The 20,969-nt window shown below is 39.6% G+C and carries 23 protein-coding genes; 7 read left to right on the top strand and 16 right to left on the bottom strand.

Features of this window, described 5'->3' with window-relative positions; genetic code table 11:
• Positions 1-80: 80 nt before the first annotated feature.
• On the bottom strand, positions 81-830 hold the full coding sequence (gene yunB / locus A33I_RS00940) for a sporulation protein YunB (protein ID WP_022626600.1): 750 nt from the start codon (positions 828-830) through the stop codon (positions 81-83).
• An 82-nt stretch (positions 831-912) separates the two neighbouring features.
• Entirely contained in the window at positions 913-1,272 is a 360-nt protein-coding gene (locus A33I_RS00935) for a hypothetical protein (protein WP_022626599.1), read from the bottom strand.
• A 174-nt stretch (positions 1,273-1,446) separates the two neighbouring features.
• Here A33I_RS00935 and A33I_RS00930 point away from each other — a divergent pair, with 174 nt between their 5' ends.
• The 3 genes from A33I_RS00930 (at position 1,447) to A33I_RS00920 (ending at position 5,411) form a co-directional block, all read left to right on the top strand.
• Entirely contained in the window at positions 1,447-2,784 is a 1,338-nt protein-coding gene (locus A33I_RS00930) for a hypothetical protein (protein ID WP_022626598.1), read from the top strand.
• Between the two features lie 120 nt (positions 2,785-2,904).
• Positions 2,905-4,017, top strand: coding sequence for a mandelate racemase/muconate lactonizing enzyme family protein (locus A33I_RS00925; RefSeq protein WP_022626597.1), 1,113 nt, complete (start codon positions 2,905-2,907; stop codon positions 4,015-4,017).
• Entirely contained in the window at positions 4,017-5,411 is a 1,395-nt protein-coding gene (locus A33I_RS00920; protein ID WP_022626596.1) for a YfcC family protein, read from the top strand. Before A33I_RS00925 ends, A33I_RS00920 begins: the two co-directional genes overlap by 1 nt.
• Before the next feature lie 278 nt (positions 5,412-5,689).
• Here A33I_RS00920 and A33I_RS00915 read toward each other — a convergent pair whose 3' ends face one another.
• The 6 genes from A33I_RS00915 to A33I_RS00895 all read right to left on the bottom strand — a co-directional run bounded on the left by A33I_RS00915 (position 5,690) and on the right by A33I_RS00895 (position 10,164).
• Positions 5,690-5,887 carry a hypothetical protein gene (locus A33I_RS00915; RefSeq protein ID WP_022626595.1) on the bottom strand — a complete coding sequence of 66 codons (198 nt, stop codon included), beginning with the start codon at positions 5,885-5,887 and terminating at the stop codon, positions 5,690-5,692.
• Between the two features lie 14 nt (positions 5,888-5,901).
• The gene (locus A33I_RS00910; RefSeq protein ID WP_022626594.1) at positions 5,902-6,129 is read right to left on the bottom strand and encodes a hypothetical protein; all 228 of its coding nucleotides are present in this window, start codon (positions 6,127-6,129) and stop codon (positions 5,902-5,904) included.
• 142 nt (positions 6,130-6,271) lie between these two features.
• Entirely contained in the window at positions 6,272-6,649 is a 378-nt protein-coding gene (locus A33I_RS00905; RefSeq protein WP_022626593.1) for a hypothetical protein, read from the bottom strand.
• Positions 6,650-6,933: 284 nt separating this feature from the next.
• Positions 6,934-7,098, bottom strand: coding sequence for a hypothetical protein (locus A33I_RS20695; protein ID WP_022626592.1), 165 nt, complete (start codon positions 7,096-7,098; stop codon positions 6,934-6,936).
• 84 nt (positions 7,099-7,182) lie between these two features.
• A complete protein-coding gene (locus tag A33I_RS00900) occupies positions 7,183-8,112 on the bottom strand; it encodes an aminoglycoside phosphotransferase family protein (RefSeq protein ID WP_022626591.1) in 930 nt (309 codons plus the stop codon).
• 60 nt (positions 8,113-8,172) lie between these two features.
• The gene (locus tag A33I_RS00895; protein ID WP_022626590.1) at positions 8,173-10,164 is read right to left on the bottom strand and encodes a S9 family peptidase; all 1,992 of its coding nucleotides are present in this window, start codon (positions 10,162-10,164) and stop codon (positions 8,173-8,175) included.
• A gap of 210 nt (positions 10,165-10,374) precedes the next feature.
• Between A33I_RS00895 and A33I_RS00890 the strand changes: the two genes are divergently transcribed.
• The 3 genes from A33I_RS00890 to A33I_RS00880 all read left to right on the top strand — a co-directional run bounded on the left by A33I_RS00890 (position 10,375) and on the right by A33I_RS00880 (position 13,521).
• Complete coding sequence (locus tag A33I_RS00890; protein ID WP_022626589.1) at positions 10,375-12,111, top strand: ABC transporter ATP-binding protein; 1,737 nt, start codon at positions 10,375-10,377, stop codon at positions 12,109-12,111.
• 118 nt (positions 12,112-12,229) lie between these two features.
• Positions 12,230-12,556 (top strand): acyl-CoA thioesterase/BAAT N-terminal domain-containing protein, encoded by a 327-nt coding sequence (locus A33I_RS00885; protein WP_031311291.1) that lies wholly within the window; start codon positions 12,230-12,232, stop codon positions 12,554-12,556.
• Positions 12,557-12,681: 125 nt separating this feature from the next.
• Positions 12,682-13,521, top strand: a complete 840-nt coding sequence (locus A33I_RS00880) for an acyl-CoA thioester hydrolase/BAAT C-terminal domain-containing protein (protein WP_152976418.1) — start codon at positions 12,682-12,684, stop codon at positions 13,519-13,521.
• A gap of 34 nt (positions 13,522-13,555) precedes the next feature.
• Here A33I_RS00880 and A33I_RS00875 read toward each other — a convergent pair whose 3' ends face one another.
• Positions 13,556-13,927: a hypothetical protein gene (locus A33I_RS00875; protein WP_022626588.1), complete on the bottom strand. Its 372-nt coding sequence runs from the start codon at positions 13,925-13,927 to the stop codon at positions 13,556-13,558.
• 80 nt (positions 13,928-14,007) lie between these two features.
• The gene (locus A33I_RS00870) at positions 14,008-14,496 is read right to left on the bottom strand and encodes a hypothetical protein (protein ID WP_022626587.1); all 489 of its coding nucleotides are present in this window, start codon (positions 14,494-14,496) and stop codon (positions 14,008-14,010) included.
• A 192-nt stretch (positions 14,497-14,688) separates the two neighbouring features.
• Between A33I_RS00870 and A33I_RS00865 the strand changes: the two genes are divergently transcribed.
• Positions 14,689-15,483, top strand: a complete 795-nt coding sequence (locus A33I_RS00865) for a carbon-nitrogen family hydrolase (RefSeq protein WP_022626586.1) — start codon at positions 14,689-14,691, stop codon at positions 15,481-15,483.
• Positions 15,484-15,528: 45 nt separating this feature from the next.
• Here A33I_RS00865 and A33I_RS00860 read toward each other — a convergent pair whose 3' ends face one another.
• The 6 genes from A33I_RS00860 to A33I_RS00835 all read right to left on the bottom strand — a co-directional run bounded on the left by A33I_RS00860 (position 15,529) and on the right by A33I_RS00835 (position 20,959).
• Positions 15,529-15,957 carry a hypothetical protein gene (locus A33I_RS00860; protein ID WP_022626585.1) on the bottom strand — a complete coding sequence of 143 codons (429 nt, stop codon included), beginning with the start codon at positions 15,955-15,957 and terminating at the stop codon, positions 15,529-15,531.
• Between the two features lie 83 nt (positions 15,958-16,040).
• Positions 16,041-17,336, bottom strand: a complete 1,296-nt coding sequence (locus A33I_RS00855; RefSeq protein WP_022626584.1) for an FtsW/RodA/SpoVE family cell cycle protein — start codon at positions 17,334-17,336, stop codon at positions 16,041-16,043.
• Positions 17,333-17,743 (bottom strand): PadR family transcriptional regulator, encoded by a 411-nt coding sequence (locus A33I_RS00850; protein WP_022626583.1) that lies wholly within the window; start codon positions 17,741-17,743, stop codon positions 17,333-17,335. Before A33I_RS00850 ends, A33I_RS00855 begins: the two co-directional genes overlap by 4 nt.
• On the bottom strand, positions 17,744-18,292 hold the full coding sequence (locus tag A33I_RS00845; protein ID WP_022626582.1) for a sigma-70 family RNA polymerase sigma factor: 549 nt from the start codon (positions 18,290-18,292) through the stop codon (positions 17,744-17,746).
• Between the two features lie 161 nt (positions 18,293-18,453).
• The gene (locus tag A33I_RS00840; protein WP_022626581.1) at positions 18,454-20,058 is read right to left on the bottom strand and encodes an ABC transporter permease; all 1,605 of its coding nucleotides are present in this window, start codon (positions 20,056-20,058) and stop codon (positions 18,454-18,456) included.
• A 1-nt stretch (position 20,059) separates the two neighbouring features.
• Positions 20,060-20,959 (bottom strand): ABC transporter ATP-binding protein, encoded by a 900-nt coding sequence (locus A33I_RS00835; RefSeq protein WP_022626580.1) that lies wholly within the window; start codon positions 20,957-20,959, stop codon positions 20,060-20,062.
• Between the last annotated feature and the right edge of the window lie 10 nt (positions 20,960-20,969).

The following is a 20,969-nucleotide window of genomic DNA, read 5'->3' as shown; positions in this document are numbered from 1 at the left end:
TTGGAACAAAAAAAGATTCCTGCTTAAGAGGAATCTTTTTTGCATCTGCATTTTCATTTTCTGTTATAAAAGATATGATCCTACTCTTCCTCAGAAACAGCGGGTACAATCATCCCACCAGATTCTGAATAATACTCCGGAACTTCTCCTTGAATCGTGCGGACACCGATTGGAATGACGGTATGAATGGCTTGTGTATCTGTTGCAAATGGAATGACAATTTTAACATCCACCGTTATATCTATCCCAAAAATCAGTGTGGTGTTATTAATGCCCGTATTTATCACTTCTCTATGGAAATCAGTTTTCACATCACCAATGACCGAGAAGCGAACAGGAATTCTTGGGCCCATTTGAGCTAGCAGTGCATTATTTGTTGCTTGCCCAAGAGGAATATCATATACTACACCCCCATCTGACGTATGGACCTCCCCCTCACTTCCACTATAAATATCAAATGGTTCACCATGTTCAATCGCTTTCAAATGTCGCTGTACTCTGTTCGTTGCTTCTGATAAGACCCTATTATAAACCTGCGTGTTAAATTGAAGCGAGGTTACCTTATTATCGGCATCTGTTTCAATCAAAAATAGCTCTGCTTGATCAAGTTCAGATACGATCTTCTTTGAAACAGCATCATTTATCGCTTGTGTCGCAATGACTCTTGTTTCAGTAGTAGCAATTTGTAAGAGCGTTGGTTTAATCCCTTTTTCAATAATCCATAACCCCCAGATCGTTAGGGCGGCAAGTAGGATTATAGATAAAATAAAGACATACCTAAAAGGTAAAGGCCCTCTCTTTTTTCGGGGTTTATATTTAAATGTCCGCATAGAAAACTCCCCCTTTAATCCATTCCTATGCAAGATTAAAGAGGCACTGAACACAATTTATAATAATAAGGACCTTGTACCATTAATCTATGTACTTGTCGATTACATTCTGTTTCACTTTGCTGTACAAATGAATACGACCGGCTCTAACAATCGTTAAAAACAATAACATCATAATCGTTGAAACACTTAAAAGTACCAAAGCCATAACAAATCCTTCCTCTAAGATAAGCAGCGGGAATCCTACGATCCATGCAAACATCAACCATACGAGAGGGAAAAAATAAACAAGTAAAAACATCATGCTTTGCATCTTAAGTCCGCGAAAATACATTTTACCAGTCTTAGATGACGTCTGCTCTGCTAGCTCCTTACATTCCTTCACATCTCTTTTTGTTAATAGCCACATCTGAAGGATATATTTGTCATACAATCTCCTCACCTAATTCCACCTCCTGTCCTTCAACCTTTTCCGTTAATTTCTAGACAAAAATCGATACTGCCACATCCAAATCATACCATATGTTTATAACATATAGACCTTCTAGCTCTTCTATCATTTGTTCGTTACAATAACAGTATATAATCTTTTACCAGCCGGAAAGATGGTGATCAATTGACTGTTAAAATAGGATTTATTGGTTCTGAGCACTCCTCCATTAAAGTACGAGAAATTAGTGAAACCTTACCCGAGATTTCATTAAACATCTATCCCTATAAAACGCCTGATGAGATCAAGCTGCTGCATAGAAGAGCCATAGAAGAAACAGACGTTATCTGTTTTTCAGGAATTGTTCCTTTTCATTTTAGAGATAAGTTAATTCGTACAGACAAACAAGTTGTGATCGCGCCCTTCCATGAATATATGGTGGCAGCTTCTTTACTTCATTGCGTCCTAAAGTACTCCTGTAAGGTTGAAGAGCTCTCTTTTGACCTGCCAGATCGAAACGTATTACATAGCGTAGCAGAGGACATAGAGCTTTGCTTCAATGATGACCAGGTGTACGACTATAAATGGATCTATGCAGATGAAGAAGATCGAGAATTATCCTTTTTGAAGATAGCCGATTTTCATATTCACTTATTCAAATCAGGCAAAACCAAAATGGCCATTACGAGCCTTCATTATGTTCATGACTTGTTAAAAAAAGCGGACGTACCTGTCATTTATATGATTGACACAGAACAAACCTTAAAGACTACCTTGAAGGATGCTGCTAAACAAGTTCAATTCTCCCGCCTCAAAGACGGGATGCCTGCTGTAATTTCGCTCTCTTTCCCAGATAGTAAGATTACTTCTCATATGCAATCGGTACTATCTTCTTTCTTTGAGACACTTACTACGAAGCAGCAAACTTCATCATTAACAAGACATGAGACAGCAACTTTCTATTCAACCGTAGGTATGGTTAAGGAACATCTGTTAATGGTGAATGACTCTTCTTGGATTAAATTCCTTGAAAACAAGCTCACTTCTCCATTTCATATTGGCATTGGATACGGACGTCATTTATACGAAGCAGAAGAGCATGCAAAACAAGCCATCCAAATTGCAAAACAAGAGACCTCTCCATCAGAAAGCAACGGCTACTTATTGACTGAAGATAAAAAATTGAAAGGCCCGATAAGAGGGGTTATAAAAGAAACACCAGTTAGAGTCACTGATAATTGGCTTCATGGATTGATGAAGAAAACCAATATAACCCTAAATACATTCAATCGATTTTTTCATTTTATAAGAGTACATCAATATCAGCCTTTTACTGTGAATGATTATGCCTCCTATTCAAAAGTATCAACACGTACATCTGAACGTTTTATTAAACGCCTCTATGAATCTCACATTATTGAAATAAGAGGACTGGAACAAAACAGCCAATCAGGCAGACCACGAAAAGTGTATATTTTGAAAGAAGATATTGAAAAACAAATTAGAACAGCAACGGAGGTATAATCATACCTTCGTTTTTTATGATCGAAACTATTAACAGAAAAGTTTGACACATCACTCGAATTCTATTATTTTATAATTAACGACATTAAAGCGACAACAACGAGGAGGTTAGTAATAATTATGAGGATATCCAAAGTGGATATGTATATGATTGAGCTCCCACTAAATGAACCATTTATTATTTCCTATGCGAGATATGATACGATGCCCGCGATTATTATCAAAATGTACACTGACCAAGGAATCATTGGCTACGGAGAAAGCGTGCCTGATGAACATGTGACTGGCGAATCAGTACATAGCGTATTTGATGCCTTAAAGTATCAGCTGATCCCTGCTGTTATTGATAAGGACCCGCGTAATATTTTGGAGATCCATGAGCTTATGAATGCTGCCCTTGTAGGAAATGGTGCAGCTAAAGCTGCAGTTGATATTGCCTGTTATGACATCTTAGGGAAAGCTAGCAACCTTCCAATCTATTCATTACTTGGCGGCAGAAAAAGGGATCAGCCTATGATTCCAGAAGTATTTAGTATTCTTGAACCTGATGTCCTGGCAAAGAAAGCGATCCAAGCTCGTAACAACGGCTATAAAGAAATCAAAATGAAACTTGGAATTGACTCAGAAAAAGACGTTGCTCGTGTGCAAGCCGTAAGAGAAGCAATCGGGGAGGACCTACTCATTCGTGTGGATGTTAATCAAGGCTGGGGCTCCTTTCAGAAGGCAAAACAAATGATCAAAAAGCTTGAACCTTTTGATGTAACGTGGGTTGAGCAGCCTATTGCCCAAATGGATTTATCTATGTTTCAAAGATTGCAAGAGTCATCTCCCACGCCTTTAATGGCAGATGAGAGCTTAATTAATGCCCAGCACTTACGAACATTAGTTGAACATCAGTCTGTGGACTACATTAATATTAAATTAATGAAAAGCGGCGGAATTTATCCTGCTTATCAATTGGCCACTCAAGCAGAACTTTTCGGGATTAACTGTCAGATTGGCTCGATGGTTGAATCATCAATCGCTTCAGCAGCAGGCTTTCATGTCGCTCTAGCAAAAAAGAATATCGTCTCCACCGAAATCTCAGGGCCAACGAAATTCACAAAAGATGTTGGGGACCTGACCTACTCTCTCCCTTATGCCAATATAACCAATAAACCTGGTCTCGGAATTAACGTAGATGATGCTGTAATTAAAGAATTGACGACTCGGTCTGAGGAGATGATGCTGTAATGGGAAACGATAAAAGGAAATGGGTAACACCTCACACATATGCAATTATTTTTGCTGTCATTGTGTTAGCAGCTATTGCTACATATATCATCCCGGCAGGCGAATATGAGCGTCAAGAAGTGGACGGAAGAACCGTTGTAGTGGACAACAGTTACCAGTCAGTTGAGCAGAATCCGATCACTTTTTTTGAATTATTTAAATCTATTCCTCAAGGTATGCAAGACGGTGCGACGATTATTTTCTATATCTTCTTAATCGGCGGAGCTTTTGGGGTCATCAGGTCTACCGGTGCCATTGATTCTGGTATTAACAAACTGGTTCACAAATTAGAAAATAAAGATATGTTAATTATACCAATGGTTATGTTCACCTTCTCGGTTCTTGGGTTTACGACGGGTATGTCCGAAGAAAGTATTATTTTTGTACCAATTGGGATTGCGATTGCTAGATCTCTTGGCTACGATTCTATTGTCGGAACCGCTATGATTACACTCGGGGCAGCTAGTGGATTTATAGGCGGCATGCTCAACCCTTTTACTGTAGGAGTTGCTCAAGGGATTGCTGAAGTACCGCTGTTTTCAGGAATTGCTTTTCGCTCAATTGTTTATATTTTAATACTCGTTCTTGCGGTATGGTACGTATTACGTTATGCCAAAAAGGTGAAAAATGATCCGAGGTCCTCCGTTATGTATGATCTAGAACATACGGTAGAGGCAGACGCTGAACAAGCACGTAGTCAAATCGCTGATTTCAACAACCGTCATGCTCTTGTTCTACTCGCTCTTCTAACGGGTGTATTGATTAATATGTATGGTGTCTTTAATTGGGACTGGTTTTTAACGGAGCTGGCTGCTTCATTTATTATTATTGGGCTGCTTTGCGGACTGGTTGGCGGTCTTGGTATTAATAAGACCTTCTCCTCTTTTGTTGATGGTATGAGACTCGTGGTATTCGGTGCTTTGATCGTTGGGTTTGCACGAACGATTCTTGTGGTGATGCAGGACGGTATGATTATAGATACGGTAATCTACTCTCTAGCTGCTTTCATTCAACATCTTCCAGCTTCGTTAAATGTGATCGGCATGTTTTTCGTTCAAACCTTTATCAATTTCTTTGTCCCTTCAGGAAGCGGACAAGCTGCAGCTACAATGCCGATTATGGTGCCTCTAGCTGACATTTTAGGACTTGAACGCCAAGTCGCTGTACTCGCTTATCAATACGGCGATGCAATCAGCAACTCCATCATCCCCACTTCTGCCTCACTCATGGGATATCTTGCTGTAGCAGGCATACCGTATGAACGCTGGGCAAAGTTTATCTGGAAGCTTATTCTCTTATGGTCTATCGTTGCCATGGCAGCACTTGTAGCCGCTGTGATGATCGGAGTGAACTGATTAATTATAAACCACCAGCGGGTCACTTATCATTAGGCCGAACTGGTGGTTTTTATTAAGTGACGCAAATAAACGTAAAAAAATACAATGCGAGCTAACCTTGACGCATATCACAGCTGAACATGCACAATAACATGAAACCGGCGCAATAAAAGCGTTAATTAATACAATAACAATCTCCACCGGAGCAATTGCCTTCTCAGCCAGCGCATATATAACTAGCAATGAAACAATTACATCCTCTTGCTTGGAGAAATCTAATCATCACTTAAACGTAATCAACCTCGTGTCTTTTTATTTCTAAAAAAGTTCGTTGCCAGCATGATAATCCCTCCTGTTATAAGTAAAGGAACAGAGAGGCTAGGAAAATCGTTTGATAGAAAAGCTCCTACACTTTCAGTAAATCCTACACCTGTCATAAATACAATAAACCCTATCCAAAAAAGCCATTTTCCTGTCAAATTGTGATTCCTCATTATCACCCTCCATATCACCCTCCATGGTTTGTCGTGATCCTGAAGCGATAAAATAAGAAAACAGCTCCATAATACACCACAGCACCACCTGCAATAAATAAACGATACTCCCATAATTTTTCTACAGAATAGTATTCTAAGTAAATGCCTGCATCAATAATTGAATTAAGGAGCATGCCTCCAAAAACAATCACTCCAAAGATATACAGCAGCTTTTTCGTTTCAACAGCTTCAGCTCTCACCCTACTTCCCCTCTCCTTTATCACGTGTCTGTCTACTCATTTTTCTTTACGGCATTACGTGAACTCCGGTTTCAATTTTTTGTAAATCAAACCCTGAAACACATAAAAATACAAGGCACATGAATTGCGCCTTGTATTTTAATTATGCTTTCGTTAAATAATCAAATACATATTGGGGAACGGCGTGCAGGTCTTGTTCAGATTGAATCGGTTCATATGCTTCATAGCAGAATAGATCATTCCCATTTTCAACTGCTGTTAATTTCATGATTTTTTCGTTGTTCGTTCCTTTTGTTTCTAATTTAAAATCAATCAGGCCTACTGTTAGTCGATATTCATTGAAGACAAGTCCTAACCATTCTTCCGTTTTTTTAACCGTTTGTTTATTCGTTAGAATAGCCTCTGCTAAATGATAAACAGCGATTCTATGCGTTTTTTCATGTGAGAACTGTTTAAGTACTTCTTTTCTCATGCTTTTTGAAAACGTAGTAATCCTCTCAACTAATTGGCTCATGTTCATATGTAGACCTCCCAAATGTAACGTTCACTTCTTTAGTTTATACAAGCTTCGCAAGTTTATGATAAATAGAAACAGCCCTTGAAGTGTCATTCAAGGGCTGTTTCTTAGTTCGTTTCACCTTTGTCCATTTGCTTGCTCTCTTGTAATAGCTGTGATTCTCCCGTCTTCTCCCACTCCTCTACCTGAGCAATTGCCTCCTCAGGTGAGAAGCCTTGGCCGACAAGAACGCCGGCTAAAATTTATTCTTGAAATAGATGAGTCATATTAATTCCTTCTTTTACTTCTTAAAGAACGAATGTGACGAGCGGCTGAATATATTCCACCCACTGATCAGCAATTGACACATGGTCTGTTTCATTTTGATCGTCTCGGGTATCTGTTATGACGGGTTGTAGAACGGCATATTCTGAGTTCTTCAAGTGTTGTATTTCATCAAAATAATTACCCATAAAGCCCCCTCCTTATTTTCCTCATTAACCATACTAGGTTATGGGAGAGAGCTGGTTGATGTTACGCGTCGAATACCTTCTTTATTATTTAATGAGCCATTCACCAGCTTCAGCCAGATAAATAGTTTTAAATGATTCAATCGTTTGAAAGAAGTGCTTGTTGTATCCTCCCTCTTCATCAAATGTCCAAGCAGTTGCTAAAACGGAATGGGCATAGCCGTAGAGAAGCAGCCTTTTTCTATCCAAATTGAGCTGCTCTGTAAAAAGGGTGACACGCTGCATAAGGACTTCCTCGATCCCTGCTTCCGGTAATACATTTAACATAAACTGAATAAGATCGTACTCTCTTTCGCCAACAAGCCCCTTAGGATCGATTGCTTTCCATCCTTTTTCACCTTTGAGAATATTGTAGTGATGAAAATCTCCATGCAAAACATACCTTTTCTTTGTGGAGTCATTTAGATAGGTAAAGACCTTTAACGCATCATCAAGCCTATCTCTTGAAAGAGGTCCAATTCCTTCAGGGTGCTCTTCAATCATCTTTCGAAGGCTCTCCTCTCTATTTTTCGCTGTGGAAAAAGAGAGATCATTCTCTTCTGTTACGATGGAGCCTTTCAATTCTTTGTACACATTGGCTGCTATCAGGCATGCTTCTTTTTCACTGTCACAAGAAGCTAACGTATCACCTGGGCTCACTTTCTGAAGAATCATTACACCGAGCTTGGCATCAGACCCAAGTACCTGAACAATTCCACCTCCCTTTAGATTCTCGAGAGCATCCAGTTCGCATTCAAAGCCTAAACCAGGTAAACAAATTTTAACAACAACCTCTTCGCCTTCAAAAGTCCTTGCAGGTGCAACATAATTAATGGACAGCTCATACGGTTTTCCCATTTTTATGTTGTATTTAGCTTCAATTTCTTTAATTAACGTTGGAAGGGTTTGAAGCCACTTTACTCCCGCTTCTTTAAAATAATGAGTGACCGATTGTACAAAACCGCTTTGCAGATCCAAGACAAAACCTCCTTATTAATCAAACAGCCACTCTACTCAAGTAAAGTGGCTGTGACTCATTTAATCTAAATACTCTTCAAACCAACCTTTAATATGATTCAACCTTTCGATACGAAGCTTTGGATGACCGCTTCTTGAAAGTTCGTGATTGGCTTCTGGAAACCGAACAAATTTTGTCACTTTCTTTTGTTTCTTCAGTGCCACAAATAACTGCTCAGCCTGCTCAATCGGACATCGGTAATCTTTTTCTCCGTGAAGGATGAGAAGCGGTGTTTCCACTTTGCTAACATAGGCTATAGGAGAATGTTTCCAAAGCTTTTCACTGTTCTCAATCAGATCTCCGCCTACTTCCCACTCTGAGAAATAGTAGCCGATATCACTCACCCCATAAAAGCTCAGCCAATTGGAAATAGAACGCTGTGTGACAGCTGCTTTATAACGATTAGTATGACTGACTGCCCAGTTCGTCATAAATCCGCCATAGCTCCCGCCAGTAATTCCTAGGTTGTCTGCATCGACATATTCTAAATGTTCCACAGCATAATCAGTCGCAGCTATTACGTCTTGATAATCTTTCCCGCCATAGTCCCCTCGAACAGCATCTACAAAGGCTTGACCGTAACCATGGCTGCCGCGCGGATTAGTAAATACGACGACATAGCCTGCTGATGCGAGCATTTGAAACTCATGAAAATACGTATTGGCATACATTGCGTGAGGTCCGCCATGAACTTCAATAATCGTCGGATATTTCTTCCCTTCTTCAAAACCAAATGGTTTCATTACCCAGCCATGAACCTTCCAGCCATCCGGTGCATGAAATGTGATTGGTTCAGCTGAAGAAAGTTCTATTTCCTTAAAGAAATCGTCATTTACATACGTAAGCTGTGTTCTCTCACCTGTTGATAAATCCACTTTGAAAAGATCACCAGGATGTATCGGGGAACTTATTGCTGCAACAGCCTCGTGAGTATCAGGATTGATGGTCATTCCGTACACATGCTCATCATCATTCATTGCCGGATACATTTCTCCTTCAATTGTGCCATAATATACAGCTGTCCTCCCTTGATCGGTTACAAGAAAATAAAATCCTTTACTGTCATTCGTCCAAACCGCCCCTTGGTTTACGGTACCAGAGTGAAAATCGCCTATTGCAATATCTCCAACATGAATATCCAAGTCTGCGGTCAGACATTGCAGTGATTGTGACTCCAATTCATAAAGCCATACACGAGATAATGTCGCACTCTTGTATTCTTTTTCATGTCCAATCAATGTTATGTATCTGCCGTCTGGTGAATAATTTGAATTTCCGAAGAAACCAGTACTTGGCGTAATCTTTGTGATCTGTTTGTCAGCAAGGGACATGATGTATACATCAGATATATGGCTAAAATCAGGATCCTCTCCTAAGTCTGCAGAAAATACAATACTCTGACCGTCCGCTGACCAAGCGCCAGCAGCATGATCACGATCACCATCAGTCAGCTGCTCGACTACTCCAGTCTCAACCGTCACGATTCCCAAGTGCTGATTTTTATCATCAAGAAACCCGGTCGCATCTGACTTATAGCGGATTCTTTCAACCACCATCGGCTCAGGCCGCTTGTCGTCATTTTTTTCTTTATTATCCTCTTTCATATCGGTGAGCAACTCATCTGGGGCTATTGATCCTTCAAAAAGAATTTTGGAGCTGTCGGGTGACCATATTGGATTTTTCGCTCCATTTAGACAAGACGTAATCTGTCTTGCTTCTCCTCCCTCAGCACTGATAAGGTAAATTTGAGATTTCCCGCTGCGAGTAGATGTAAAGGCAATAAAACGTCCATCTGGAGACCATGCAGGTGTATTGTCTGATCCATCTCCAAATGTCCATTGACGTACTTGTTTACCATCTAAGTCACTGATAAACAAATGTGATTCATAGTCGTGTTTATCTTCATTGATTACTGTTTGTACAAACACAACTCTTTTACCATCCGGGGAGAGTTGTGGGTTTTTTACTGATTTTAATTTGTATAAATCTTCTGCTCTCATTCCGCGCTTCATGTTTATTCACCTCGGCAAATTACTTTCGATATATTTCGATTACAGAAATACTTTTCATTAGTATAAACGAAATTAGAGAGAGAAGGCTATCCATTTTTTCATTTTTCTGAAATGAGCTTCTTTTCATCTATAAACAGGACTATTGCACAGGTTTATGGTAAATTTAACTAACCTGATTATATGTATATTGCAAAATGAGGACGTGAACAAATGAACCAAAATGAACAAACAAGCATCAAGCCTTTTATCTCTCTTATCCTTTCAACAAAGATTCCTAAACTAGCCCTAACTCTTGGCCTTGTGGGCAGCTTGATTACAACACTCGTCGGTCTTTCAATCCCCTTGTTAACAAGAGAACTTGTAGACGGCTTTTCAGTTGAATCCTTAAGTGTGTGGCTGATCATTTTAATTGGGGTTGTCTTTATTCTGCAGGCTGTTACGGATGGATTATCTATGTATTTACTTGCCTATGCCGGGCAAAAAATTGTAGCTGCCTTGCGTGAGAAAATGTGGTTTAAATTACTACGGCTGCCTGTTAACTACTTTGATAAGAAAACGAGCGGTGAATCAGTAAGCCGTGTCGTAAATGATACTGGGATCGTAAAAGACTTGATCTCACAGCATTTTCCTAATTTTATATCAGGTATTATCACCATCATCGGGGCAGTTATTATCTTATTTATTATGGATTGGAAAATGACCTTGCTCATGTTCATCTCTGTTCCTCTTACAGCTGTCATTCTTATTCCGCTCGGCAGAAAAATGGCTAAGATTTCACGAGGCCTTCAGGATGAAACAGCTGCGTTTACTGGAAGTGTTCAGCAAACCTTAAGCGAAATCCGCTTGATGAAAGCTTCAAATGCTGAGGTCGTTGAAGAAGAAAAGGGAGTAACAGGCATCAATAAATTATTTGGATTTGGGCTAAGAGAAGCTCGTATCTTCGCTATGATTGGCCCATTGATCTATTTAATGATAATGGTAATCATTGTGATCATTATTGGTTATGGCGGAGTTCGTGTAGCGGAAGGAACAATGACTACTGGGTCTCTTGTAGCTTTCTTACTTTACTTATTTCAAATTATCTTCCCTATCACCTCCTTTACGATGTTCTTTACTCAGCTTCAAAAAGCGAAAGGAGCAACGGAACGGATTATTGATATTTTAGAGATCCCGCTAGAAGAAGGACAAGAAGGAATAACGATGGACATTACAAACCACCCGCTTCATGTCCGTGATCTCACTTTCGGCTACAGCTCAGATGAACCGGTTATTAATGGCGTGTCATTTGATGTGTCACCAGGTGAAATGGTTGCATTTGCGGGTCCTAGCGGCGGTGGTAAAACAACCATGTTTGCGATAATCGAGAGGTTTTATAAGCCTTTGTCTGGTGAGATTTTTGTTGGTGAAACACCTATATCAAAATTGTCGATGGCATCCTGGAGAAGTCAAATCGGCTATGTCTCTCAAGACAGTCCAATGATGGCGGGAACGATCCGTGAGAATTTATGCTACGGATTAGATAAAAAAGAAGAGATTTCTGATGACCGTCTATGGGAAGTTGCGAAAATGGCTTATGCCGATCAATTCATAAAAGAGTTTCCAGAGCAGCTTGAAACAGAAGTAGGAGAACGAGGTGTGAAACTCTCCGGCGGACAACGGCAGCGAATTGCGATTGCCCGCGCTTTCTTGCGTGATCCTAAAATACTGATGATGGATGAGGCAACAGCAAGCCTTGACAGTCAATCTGAAGGAATCGTACAAGAAGCTCTGACTCGTTTAATGGAAGGACGAACAACCTTTGTCATTGCTCACCGATTATCAACCATCGTTCATGCGGATAAAATCATCTTTATTGAAAAAGGAAAAATTACAGGGATTGGTACTCACCAAGAATTAGTTTCCACTCATGATTTATACCGTGAATTTGCTGAGCAGCAATTAACGTAAAGTTTTTTTCATTCTACAAATGTTGACGCATAAGGATAGAGGGTAATAGCTCTATCCTTATTTTATTGAACCATGAAGGTATAACGTATGAATATCTACTGATTATTAGGAGGAATGTATGCCGCAACCTAGCCTTTTTATTTCAAAAACAGTTTCCTATATTGATGAGAAATTAACGATCAAAGTGATAAATTGTCCAGCTAATCAAGAGTTTACCATTCGAGTTCTTGCAGATGATGATCAGGGCAAGAACTTTGCTTCTTATGCTGTTTTTCAAGCTGATGAAAAGGGAGAGGTTGAAGTTTCACACACTATTCCTATTCAAGGTACATACAGTTCAGCTGATGCTTCTGGATTATTTTGGTCTGTGGAGAGAACAGATGCAGACCGCGTGATTATTTCGAGAAGACGACAGCCACCCCTCTTACTTTTGTGCTTCAGCTAGAGATAGACGGGGAGATAGCCGATCAAGTTTCTCTTACTCGTTACTTTTACGATAAAGAAAAAATTAATAGAGTATCAATTTGTGACTCTTCTTTTAACGGAATCCTATTTCATCCGCAGAACCACATGTCTCATCACGGAATTATTTTGTTAGGAGGGTCTGACGGAGGAGTTCAAGAACATGCTGCAGCACTGCTTGCGTCTAAAGGATATTCGGTGTTAGCGTTAGCATACTTTGGTGTAGAAGGTGTGCCGCGTGACCTTGAGGAGATTCCCCTTGAATACTTTCAAGGGGCAACATCTTGGTTAAAAGAACACCCTTCAACGAATGGAGGCGTCTCGTTAATCGGCTACTCTCGCGGCGGGGAACTTGCTCTACTTTTAGGTGCTGTTTTTAATGACTATCAAACAATTATTGCAGGAGCCCCTAGTTCATACGTGACATCAGGCCTTAAAAATACAATCTTTGCTCCTATACCTGCTTGGACATACAAAGAGCAGTCATTGCCATATATGAAATTTGTCTACCGTCCCTCTACGATCTTCTCGATTTGGAAAAATTGGCTCCTGAAGCGCCCTGTTTCATTTCTATCTATCTGGGATCACACTTTAAAAAACGAAGAGAAAATCGCCTCATCTCGGATACCTGTGGAAATGATTAATGTACCGGTTATGACGGTATCTGGAGATGATGATCAACTCTGGCCTTCTACTTATTATTCACGAGAAATAGCGAAGAATTTGGCAGTATCTGAAACTGTTGATAACAATCAGCACCTTTATTTCGAAGAAGCCGGACATTTTTTGACGTTCCCTTATAGTCTCCCAAATATGCCCGCAAATGTTCATATGCAAGTTGGAGGTCGAATGACGATGACATTTGGAGGATCTAAGGCTGCCAATGCCAAAGCAGCTAAAGAGACATGGCCAAAGCTCTTAGCGTTTTTAAAGGAACATACTAAGTAAAAAACGAGCGCTGCTTTGCTGCAGCGCTCGTTTTTTACTTTTCGTACACTTCACTTTTTATAATGATGTCATAAGTATTAATATTAGCAACGGAAGATAACCCTTCTGAATTCAACGCTTGGAGTATCTCATTTTGCATTTCTTCAGCAATTGATTGATCTTCTGAAGTTGTAATGGAAATCGATTCTTGGTAGTTGATTTGAATATCCCCAATAATCTCATAATCAGCTAAAGCATTCATAACAGCTTCAGAAATGGAAACCATTTCTTGATGAGCCAGCTGACTATCGAATTCAGCATGTTCTAATACAACATCCTCAACAGGCGGATCACTATATAGTGTTGATACGATGATGGCTGTCGTCAAAATAGCCCCTGCCCCAACAGCTATGATTCTTTTCTTCAAAACATCTCCCCCTTTCTAGAGGGTATGTCCATCTAAAGACTGGTATTCCCTAAAAAGAACCATTCTCGTTTGAAATGGTTCTATGGTAAAACGCCTTCTTCCTCACCTTCAATCAAGCCTTGTGTCTCTGCAACCGCTTCTGAGGCAGCACCAAACGCTTCAAACCAGCTGCCGATAATGCCCAGTTTTAAGCCTTTACGCTGAATTTCTTCATCAATTGAGAGCTGCTGCCAAGCCCCGATTGCTCCTAAAAAGGAACCAATTACCTGCAGCCATATCCCAAAAACAGCCTGTCTTTCTGCCTCTAATCCCTCTTCCCCTTCTTCTGCTACTGTGATTAAATATTCTTCTGTAACCCCTTGGGCCTCAAGCAGTGTCCCTACTGCTTGAATCCAGGTTCCAGCTAACACTTTATTCTCAGCAGCAGTAAGTCCTGGGTGCCTTTCTTTCTCTGCCTCGTTTAATCTTTGCATTAATTCAGCTTTGCTTTCTTTACTGATCTGTCCATTATCATCTAAAACGTTCTTTTTAAACGAACGATTGTATTTACGATTATGTTTGCGTGACATAAGCATCACCCACTCGAACTAATGATCTTTTATTGTATTCGTGCCTATTTATTTGGTTCATATCTTTGAAGATGATTATAATTATTCCTTACTCATGTTTTAGCATTTGACCGAATCTTCCATTTACTTTATCTTAAAACTAACACATCAATTTATATAGAAACATCTCATACACAGAAAGCAGGGATTTCATTGAAGATAGCAGTCTATCAAATGGATATCATACCGGGCAAGCCTGAACAAAATCGAAAGAAAGTAGCCAATTGGGTGGAATTTGTTTGTAAAGAGGATCCTCCAGATACGGTCGTCTTGCCTGAAATGTGGACAACGGCCTACACATTAGATGAGTTGGAAGATTTAGCAGAAGATACATCTGAGACAACAATTCATTTATTAAAAGAGCTGGCAGTAAGATTTCAGATTAATATTGTAGGTGGATCCTTTGCAACAAAAGAGCACGGGAAGATCTACAATCGTGCTGTTGTGATTAATAGAGCAGGTGAGCTTATTTACCAATATGACAAGATGCACCTTGTCCCTATGCTTAATGAGCACCTTTATTTAGAAGGCGGGAAAAATAGCGCGGGAATTTTTGAGCTCGACGGGCAAAAAATGGGGTTAATTATTTGTTATGATCTTCGTTTCCCTGAGCTCATGCGCGGTTTAGCTCTTCAAGGTGCGCAAGCTGTATTTGTTTTAGCAGAATGGCCTGAAGCTAGAAGTAACCACTGGAAAGTACTGCAGCAAGCAAGAGCCATTGAAAACCAAATGTATATCATCTCTTCTAACCGAGTCGGCGAATATGACGGTGTTGAGTTTTGTGGACATTCTATGATAGTGGACCCATGGGGAGACTTTGTTTATATCGCTTCACAAAATAAAGAAGAAACCGTTGTTGCTTCTCTTACTATTGAGAAAGTTAAAGAAGTACGAGAGAATGTACCTGTTTTTAATAGCAGAACTCCGCAGTATTATTTGCCTCATTAGAAGTTGGCCTCGCCCAGATTGTTCTAGGCGAGGCTTTACTTTATATTAATTAAGCCTCGGCACTATTAAATACCTTGTCTTTGGTGAAAGCTCTATTTGTTCTTTGTAGTTACCAGTCTCATCACGCCAATGAATGGTTAAATGTAATCTGTCATCTCGATTATCCTCTGCTTCTCCTAAAGAGAGATACATATATTCACCCTTGCTGCTTATGTGTTCATCCTTTTCCCAGCCGTGAATCGGTGTTCCGTTCTTTGTAAGCTCAACTTCAGTAAAAATCACTTCCTGTTCCCCATTCCAAAAAACCATACCTTTCCACGTTTCTTTCAAACTATGTTCCACTTCATATGTTGCGGTCCAACTTTTATCAGCAGAATGACCGACCCACATAGGCGGCTGTAGAATCGAAATAATAAACCATGTTCCAATGATCATTCCAAGTAATGAAACCAACACCCAATTCACTTTTTTCATATCGCACCTCTATATATTTGCGTAGCTTCTATTTTAACATTTTATTCCACAAAAAAGACCGACCCTTTTCGATCGACCTGAACTTATTTCTCTATTTCTACCTCGGTATTTATCATCACATCTTTTCTACGATATACACTTAACATAAATCCAATAATAAACGAGTAGTAAAGTTTCTCATTCCCGCCGTAGCTGATGAAAGGGAGGTTCGAACCTACAAATGGTGCATAACCAAAAGTCAATAGCGTATTAAGCACAAATGGAAATAATAGCAGCACTCCCCCTCCAACCATCAATAGTCGTTCCGCTTCAGTATGCATTTTCTTAAAAGAGTGCAGTAATCTCACAGACAAAGCAGCAAAAATTACGAGGATGATAGAAGTTAATATCCATCCACCGTGATAAGTTAAAGCCACTAGGATCAGTTCTGTGTGCCCAAGAAATAGGTCATTCGTTAATTCTGATTTTGGGCCAAATACACCGGCCTTACTTAATACTTCTTTCATCATTATGTATATATAGCCTGAGCCGTTTGAAGAAGCTTCTGGATTTAAAAAGGAAATGAAATTTTCAAGTCTATGTGAAAAGGGTAGAAAGGCCACAAACAAATAAGCAAACATGAAAATGCAACCAGAAACTACCCATAAAACCCATGACCTTACCTTATAATTTTGATTGGAGAATATGACAATTGTTGAAAATAATATGATGTACTGAACGGCAAGCATGGTCTCAGGTATTAACATAAAGCATCTTACAAATACAAACAGTAATAATAAACTCCATACAATACGTTTACGATCTGTCCATTTCTTCTCACTCATTAACCCTACAATAGTTATAAATAAAAGAAAAAGCAGAAAGTAATGAGAGATATTCATTCCTAAGATGGAGATAAACACTCTCCCATTCACCATTGAAGTGAGCCCCTCAACGTTTAAGGCAACCATATAAAATCCAGCCGCTAATCCAAACCATTTCCAGTAGTGAAGTACCTTACGATAATCAGTGAACATCAAAGTAAAAATAATAAGGACAGATACACTTACTGATATTAACTGGGCATAGATATTCATTTGGTAGTCAAAAAATAGAAAAGGCGCAAAACTTAGCAGTAATAGGCTTCCTACAATTGAAACAAGCCACCAATCTACTCTTTCACAATGAAGCTTATTCATCTTTTGTCCAAGCAGAACAGCATTTCCCATCTGTTCAACGGCCATCTTCTCAGCTTCTTCCTCATGATGCCCCCTTTTCATAACTGTTTGCTTACTATGATTTAAATGAGACAGTAATTCTTTTTCAACCAGCTTTTGACCTTCCTTGGATTTCATTTGCTGCTTAACTGCATTTAAAAAAGTTTGGAACTGCTCATTCATACCCAGCCCTCCTTCTTTAAACGATGGGAGTGATGACTAAATCTTTCTTGCTGAAGTTTCTTCAATTGCTTCAGTCCCTTTTTTGTTAGTTGATAGTATTTTTCTTCTTCACTGCTCCAATTACCTTGGATGATTTGTTCCCTCTCAAGTTGGTGAAGAAGTTGATATAACATTCCCTCCTGTGATTCAAAATGCGTTATTCCCATCTGCTCTATATGCTGCAAAACCTCAAAGCCTGATTTCGCTTCATGCTGTAAAGTCTGCAGTAAGTATAATTTTGTTTGTTCTTCGTTCATAGATTGATTAATTCGAGCTTTTACCTTTTCTTGGTTCTTAAAATCAAATGTCAACCCTTTAAAATGAGTTTCGTCCATAGCTTTTTTAAAGTGTTTAAATTGATCTTCCACTTAGTTCACACCTCCAACAAAGCTTTGTTTCAATTTCTTTCTTGCTTGAAATAATCTTGTTTTTACCGTGTTTTTATTTATCTGCAGCAGTTCACTAATTTCCTGGATGGAATACTCTTCATAATAGTAAAGATAGATGACTTCTTTATACATAAGAGGAAGACTTAAAACCTTTGTTACTAATTCCTCTTCTTCTGTCCGCTCTATCAAATTACTTTCCGGTGTTCTTAAGTCAACCATATGTTCTATCATGTTGCCCTCTTTGGATGTTTGTACATTTTTGGTATGCCAGCTTTTTAAATAATCTTTACTACTGTTAATCGCTATACGGTATAACCATGTTTTCAAGCTGGAACGCTGTTCGAATTGATCAATTTTTTGATACACTTTCACAAAGACTTCTTGGGCTAAATCTTCTGCTATATCTTGCTGATGAACATATGAGAAAATAAGCTTCAAAACACCATTTCCATATTCATTCATCAGCTCTGTAAGCAAGGCTTCTTTATCCATCTCTTTTTCCTCTGTCTTCTCATAATACGTATGCATCCCTTCCCTCCTTTCAACCATTAGACGATAGCTACCTATTTTTGGTTTTTTCTTTTAAACATATATTTCAACAAATAACATTACTGCAAAACTATTGTTATTTACCTGTTTTACACTAGAGTAAAAACTTAGGCCAGCTGCAAATGCAGCCGGCCTTATTATTACCCCTCGATATCTCGCTTTCTATACCCAATAAATCCAAGTACGATTAGTCCTACCGCAATAAGAGTTAAAATGGCAAGCGTCCATCCATTTATCTCTTCAACCGGATATTCGGGTATATAACCGAATGGTGAAATCTTAGCCATCCATTCAGGAAATTGCAGCAACCCGCCTAAATACACAACTAAAAAAGAATATCCGAGATATAGCCATGATAAGCCTGTAGCTTTTGGTATCCAGCCAAGTGCGAACACTGCTAGAGCAATCATTACCCAGATGGCCGGAAGATAGACCATCGCAGCAAAGAACATTGATGAAAATGGGATTGCTTCTTCTATCACTGTGTTGGCTGTACTCCATAGACCAAGCATGGCAAGAAACAGCATAATGAAACTAAACAAGGTTGCTAGAATCACATAGCTTCCTAGCAATTGATTTCTTGATACAACACGAGTCAGTAAATGCTCGCTTCGTCCTTTTTTCTCTTCACCTTTTAGTTTCAGTACGAATAATAAAACAGGCACCGTAGAAATCATTGACATAACAGCCATCAGCATCGTAGAGAATTGCTCCGTTAAGGTCACTCCCTCAACAGGAGATAACATTTCTACCAGCATTTCATTGCTAGTAAAAAACGACTCTAAATCGCCAAAGATCGAGCCGTATGAGACCCCGAGGATAAACATTCCGATTGCCCAGGCAATGATCGCTGTTCGCTGTAGTTTTACAGCCAATCCAAAAGGACTAAGTAAAAGCTTACTTGCATAGGTCTTCCCAGGTTTAGATGGTAAAAGCCCTGACTCTAAATCTCTTTTTGTCATAAGATACATAGCTAGAACGAAGACAATGACTGATGCCCCCAACGTTAACACAATCGGCCACCAGTAATTATTCACATAGACTTCTGTACTTAAAATCCAGCCAAGAGGTGAGAAGAGTGAAAGTGTTTCATTACTAACATCTCCTACTGCACGAATCAAATAAGATAAGCCAAGAATGGTAAACGAGTAGCCTATTGTACCTCTTGAATTTTCTGAGAGCTGGGCGAAAAGCGCTGTAATAGCCGCAAAAAAGATCCCCGCCGAACCGATTGCAGACCCGTAAAGCAAGGATGCAGAAAGGTCCATGCTTTCAATCTGAAGAGCTGCTAAACCAAATCCCGTTAAAAGAGCTAACAGAATATTGGCTCCCACCATCACTGTCATTACGGAGCTTAGGTTCGTTAGCGGTCCTACAGGCAATGAACGAATAAGCTCAATCCTTCCGTCTTCTTCATCTGCCCTTGTATGTCTGGTGACTAAGAGGATACTCATAATCGCAGCAACAATGGCCGTAAATAATAACATTTGATGAGACATCATCGCCCCTTCAGTATAATTGTCAAGCCCATAACCAGGTCCGACCATTGCAGTCATCGCTGGATTTCTCATTGTTTCAGCAATCGCTTGTCTTTCCTCTTCATTTTGATAAAGATCAATAAAGGATGTCGCTGTCAAAATAGTGATAAAGACGATAGAGAGAATCCATATAGGGAGGCGCACCCGGTCTCGCCTTAAGATAAACCGAGTCATCTTGCCTGTATTTATAAATCCATGTCTACCCATCTTATTGCCCTCCATGAGCAGACGAACCCTCGTAATGACGCATGAATAAATCTTCTAGAGTAGGCGGCGAACTCTCCAACTTAACTAGACCATATTCGCTGATTTCTTTCATTACTTGATCTAATGTCTTTGCATCGACTTGAAAGCTGACTCCCCTATCTTTTATTTCAATATCATAAATTCCAGGAATGTTTTCGAGATTTGTAATCGGTGTTTTTGTCTCCACAAACATTTGAGTACGTGTTAAATGTCTAAGCTCATCAAGCGTACCAGTTTCAATAATCTCTCCTTCGCGTATGATACCAACGCGGTCACATAATCTTTCAACCTCAGATAAGATATGACTTGAGAGCAGTACACTTTTACCGGCTTCCTTGGCTTCCATTACACATTTCTGAAACACTTTTTCCATCAGCGGATCAAGCCCTGATGTCGGTTCATCAAGGATATATAAATCCGCCTCAGATGCAAAAGCTGCGACAAGTGCAACCTTTTGACGATTCCCTTTTGAATACGTACGGCATTTTTTAGCAGGATCTAATTTAAATGTTTCAATTAATTGATCACGACGGGCTCTATTAACACCTCCGCGCAGCTTCATAAATAAATCAATGACTTCCCCGCCAGTCAGATTCGGCCATAGATTGACATCACCAGGGACATAAGCCAGCCTTTTGTGTATCTCCAATGCATCCTTCCAAGCATCCTTACCAAAAATGGCAGCAGAACCTTCTGACGCCTTTAATAGTCCAAGAAGAATTCGAATGGTTGTCGATTTCCCTGCGCCATTGGGTCCAATAAATCCAAAGACTTCCCCTTTATTTACTTCTACATTTACCCCATTTAATGCCGTGAACTTCCCGAATCGCTTCGTTAAGTCCTTCGTTTCTAAAATGGTCATGTATGTTCCC

It is taken from the genome of Alkalihalophilus marmarensis DSM 21297 (assembly GCF_000474275.2).
Lineage (GTDB): Bacteria > Bacillota > Bacilli > Bacillales > Bacillaceae_D > Alkalihalophilus > Alkalihalophilus marmarensis.
Note: the sequence above shows the minus strand (reverse complement) of the source record. Positions and strands in the feature narration are given on the sequence as shown.

Coding starts and splice junctions, on each gene's coding strand:
- A33I_RS00835 (WP_022626580.1), bottom strand. CDS start 20,959: ATGACCATTTTAGAAACGAAGGACTTAACGAAGCGATTCGGGAAGTTC.
- A33I_RS00890 (WP_022626589.1), top strand. CDS start 10,375: ATGAACCAAAATGAACAAACAAGCATCAAGCCTTTTATCTCTCTTATC.
- A33I_RS00915 (WP_022626595.1), bottom strand. CDS start 5,887: ATGAGGAATCACAATTTGACAGGAAAATGGCTTTTTTGGATAGGGTTT.
- A33I_RS00885 (WP_031311291.1), top strand. CDS start 12,230: ATGCCGCAACCTAGCCTTTTTATTTCAAAAACAGTTTCCTATATTGAT.
- A33I_RS20695 (WP_022626592.1), bottom strand. CDS start 7,098: ATGGGTAATTATTTTGATGAAATACAACACTTGAAGAACTCAGAATAT.
- A33I_RS00920 (WP_022626596.1), top strand. CDS start 4,017: ATGGGAAACGATAAAAGGAAATGGGTAACACCTCACACATATGCAATT.
- A33I_RS00905 (WP_022626593.1), bottom strand. CDS start 6,649: ATGAACATGAGCCAATTAGTTGAGAGGATTACTACGTTTTCAAAAAGC.
- A33I_RS00855 (WP_022626584.1), bottom strand. CDS start 17,336: ATGAATGAGCAGTTCCAAACTTTTTTAAATGCAGTTAAGCAGCAAATG.
- A33I_RS00845 (WP_022626582.1), bottom strand. CDS start 18,292: ATGCATACGTATTATGAGAAGACAGAGGAAAAAGAGATGGATAAAGAA.
- A33I_RS00895 (WP_022626590.1), bottom strand. CDS start 10,164: ATGAAGCGCGGAATGAGAGCAGAAGATTTATACAAATTAAAATCAGTA.
- A33I_RS00860 (WP_022626585.1), bottom strand. CDS start 15,957: ATGAAAAAAGTGAATTGGGTGTTGGTTTCATTACTTGGAATGATCATT.
- A33I_RS00870 (WP_022626587.1), bottom strand. CDS start 14,496: ATGTCACGCAAACATAATCGTAAATACAATCGTTCGTTTAAAAAGAAC.
- yunB (WP_022626600.1), bottom strand. CDS start 830: ATGCGGACATTTAAATATAAACCCCGAAAAAAGAGAGGGCCTTTACCT.
- A33I_RS00880 (WP_152976418.1), top strand. CDS start 12,682: ATGTCTCATCACGGAATTATTTTGTTAGGAGGGTCTGACGGAGGAGTT.
- A33I_RS00925 (WP_022626597.1), top strand. CDS start 2,905: ATGAGGATATCCAAAGTGGATATGTATATGATTGAGCTCCCACTAAAT.
- A33I_RS00840 (WP_022626581.1), bottom strand. CDS start 20,058: ATGGGTAGACATGGATTTATAAATACAGGCAAGATGACTCGGTTTATC.